Origin of the sequence: Halolamina salina (genome assembly GCF_042678005.1) — an archaeon.
GTDB classification, from domain to species: Archaea; Halobacteriota; Halobacteria; order Halobacteriales; family Haloferacaceae; genus Halolamina; species Halolamina salina.
On record NZ_JBHUDH010000086.1, the window covers coordinates 291 to 3,359 of the forward strand.

The window sequence follows — 3,069 nt, forward strand, 5'->3', positions numbered from 1 at the left end:
CCCGTCGCGGCCGGCCGACGCGCCCACGACCGCGCTGCTGCGGAGTTCGCCCCCGCTGATCAGCGTCGCCCGGTCGTCGGCGGGCGTGCGGTCCCCGGGGAACCACCGCTCGGCCGCGGCGTCGCCGTCGGTGAGTGCGAACACGCGGTGGCGCTCCTCGTCGGGGTGGCCCAACAGCCGCCGGGTCGCCCGCCGGGAGACCGCCTCCGGCACGTCGCCGGTGACGAGCACCTGCGGCCCGCGCTGTTTGAGTTCGCGGAACGTCTCCCGGAGCCCCCCGCCTTCACCCCGGGCCGATCTGACCGGACTGCTCATACGCGTCGATCGGCCCCCGAGGTGAAAAAGTTCGCCCCGTTTCGGGCTGAAACCGCCGGCGAACCGGTGCCCGTATGTTCTCGGACCGGCTGGTGACGCCCATGAGTTGGGTGAGCCTGTTCTCCGGCGGGAAGGACTCCTCGTGGGCGCTGTACCGGGCCCAGCAGGAAGGGCTGGACGTGGAACGCCTGCTGACGGTCCACCCGGCGGGCGACTCGTACATGTACCACACGCCGGCGACACACCTCGCGCGGCTGGCCGCCGAGAGCGTCGGCCTGCCGCTCGTGGAGGTCGAACCCGACGACTTCGGCGCCGACGACGTGCCCGACGCGGGCGCACAGGGCGACGCGGAGATCGAACCGCTGGAGGCCGCACTCCGGGATATTGCGGCAGAGGGCGACCTGACGGGCGTCACCGCCGGCGCCGTCGAGAGCGAGTACCAGACCTCCCGGATCGAGGGCCTCTGTGACCGCCTCGGGATCGACCTGTTCGCGCCGCTGTGGCAGCGCGACCCCGAGACGCTCGCGACGGAGATGCTCGACGCCGGCTTCGAGATCAGGATCGTCCAGGTCGCGGCCGCGGGGCTGGACGAGTCGTGGCTCGGCCGGACGCTCGACGCCGACGCGCTGGCGGAGCTCCGGGCGCTCAACGACGAGTACGGCGTGCACATCCTCGGCGAGGGGGGAGAGTTCGAGACGTTCGTCGTCGACGGTCCCCACATGGACCGCCGGATCGAACTGGAGTTCACGACCGAGTGGGAGGGAACCCGCGGCCACATCGTCGTCGAGGACGCCTGGTTGGAGTAGCTGGTCCCGCTCCCGGTCGGGGTCGGCCTGCTGTACGGCGTCGTGTACGGGATTTCGGAGTGGGACGCCAGTCAGAAGGGGGTCGACCCCGAGGCGTCGACGACCGAACCGACGGTCGCGCCGTCGGACGACTGACTTCCGGCTACCGCGCCGGGCGCCTCACTCGGTGCGGTGCCACGTCGGGAAGTCCCAGCCGTTGAAGTACGTCCGGCTGGGTCCCTCGATGTCGCTGGCGTAGCCGATCGTGTCCGAGGGGAACGAGAGCATCCCCATCGGCTGATCCTCGGTGATGTGCCGGAAGATCTCCGTGAGCGTCTCCTGCAGTTCCGCCTCGCTCCCGGCGGCCCGGGCCTCCTCGAACAGCCCCTTGGCGTCCCAGTCGGGGTAGTAGCCGTACGGGTTGTACGAGTCGTCCTTGACGAAGAAGATGCTCGCGGTCGTGGGGTTCAGCGGGTAGGTGTTCAGCCCCCAGACGATCTCCATGTCCCACGCGTTGGCGCTCGTGACCTCCCGAGGCCCGGCGTTGAACGAGCCGTTCGACCACTCGTAGTCGTCGGGGTTGTCGGGGACCTCCTGCTGCCAGTAGCCCGTGTTGAACGTCGTCGTGTCGATCCCCTCCGGCTCGACGACGATGCCGGCGTTGGCCTCGATCTCGCTGGCGATGAACTGCGCCTTGCTCCGTTCGAGCTTGCTGCCGGCGCTGTAGTAGAGGTCGATCTGACACCGCGACCCGTTGGGGTTCAGCAGGTACTCGTCGCCGTACTCGTAGTCGGTGTCGGCGATTGCCTCACGGATCCGTTCCCGGGTAGGTTCGGGACCGTACAGCTCGCCCACGCCGTACTTCGTGATCTCCTCTTCGTCGGGGTACCACCGCGACCAGCGGGGCTGCCACGTGTGCTCGACGTTCGCGTACCCGCGCTGGATCCCTTTGACCATCCGCTGCTTGTCGATGGCGCAGGCCAGCCCCTGCCGGAACGCCGTCTTCCGGAAGAGGTTGCCGGGGCCGGCGTTCCAGCCGTTGTCCCGCATGTTGTACGTGAGTACGTCGTTGTACGGCTGCGGAACGACCTCCACGTCGACGTTGTCGAGGTCGTTCAGCCGGGAGACCTGGTTCGGCGGGACGCCGGCGCTGTCGGTCTCGCCGGCCTCCAGTGCGCCCACCCGCGAGGACTGCTCGGGCACGACTTCGGAGACGAGCCGCTCGAAGTACGGCGCCTTCTCGAACGCTCGGGGGGCGTCCTCGACGTCCCGCAGGTAGTAGCTGTCGTTCCGGCTGAACACGCGGCTGCTCCCCCGGTTCCACTCCTCCAGCGTGTAGGCGCCGAGGTTCCCGGTGAACGCCAGCGTGAGCAGCTCCTGATCCTGCTGAAGCCCCTGTTCGTCCTTCTCGGCGACGTACGGTTCGAGTAGCGCCTTCGGGACCGGGTACAGGAACGGGTCCTGCGTCTCGGGGTAGAGGAGGTTCGGGGTTTCGAGCTCGATCTGGAACTCCAGCTCCCCGGTCTGCTCGACCGTCACCGAGTCGGGCCAGCTACTCGCGGCGGCGGTCGCCGCCCAGTCGGACTGGTGAAGCTGTCGGACCTGATAGACGAAGTCCTCGGCGGTCACCTGCCCGTACGGCTCGCTGAACTCGAGGCCGTCCCGGACCGACGCGGTCCACACCTCGCCGCGGTCGGACGACAGCTCGTAGAGCTGGTCGAACCGCTCGTTGCCCGGCCGGTAGGTGTAGCCGCCGTCGAGGGCGTAGCCGATGATGGTCCCCGCGCCCCCGGCGCGGTTGTACAGGGGGTTGAGCGTGTTCACGCGGCCCGCCGTCACCGTCCGGTAGGTCCCGCGTACCTCCGGTAGCTCCCCGTCGGTCGCCGTCGGCTCCTCGGTGCCGAACGCGTTCCCCGCCGTCGTCGTCGGCGTGTCTGAGGACTCGGTGCCGTCGCCGCCGGTACAGCCG

Annotated in this window: 3 protein-coding genes; 1 reads left to right on the plus strand and 2 read right to left on the minus strand. The window is 69.4% G+C overall.

The features are described 5' to 3' along the window. A partial coding sequence (locus ACFR9S_RS08375) for a DUF7504 family protein (RefSeq protein ID WP_459077194.1) occupies window positions 1-315 on the minus strand: 315 nt, incomplete at its 3' end. A 101-nt stretch (window positions 316-416) separates the two neighbouring features. Between ACFR9S_RS08375 and ACFR9S_RS08380 the strand changes: the two genes are divergently transcribed. Next, window positions 417-1,121 carry a diphthine--ammonia ligase gene (locus tag ACFR9S_RS08380; RefSeq protein ID WP_379818416.1) on the plus strand — a complete coding sequence of 235 codons (705 nt, stop codon included), beginning with the start codon at window positions 417-419 and terminating at the stop codon, window positions 1,119-1,121. Between the two features lie 159 nt (window positions 1,122-1,280). On the opposite strand, the gene ACFR9S_RS08385 is transcribed toward ACFR9S_RS08380, so the two are convergent. Beyond that, on the minus strand, window positions 1,281-3,069 hold a 1,789-nt coding region (locus ACFR9S_RS08385; RefSeq protein ID WP_379818417.1), incomplete at its 5' end, for an ABC transporter substrate-binding protein.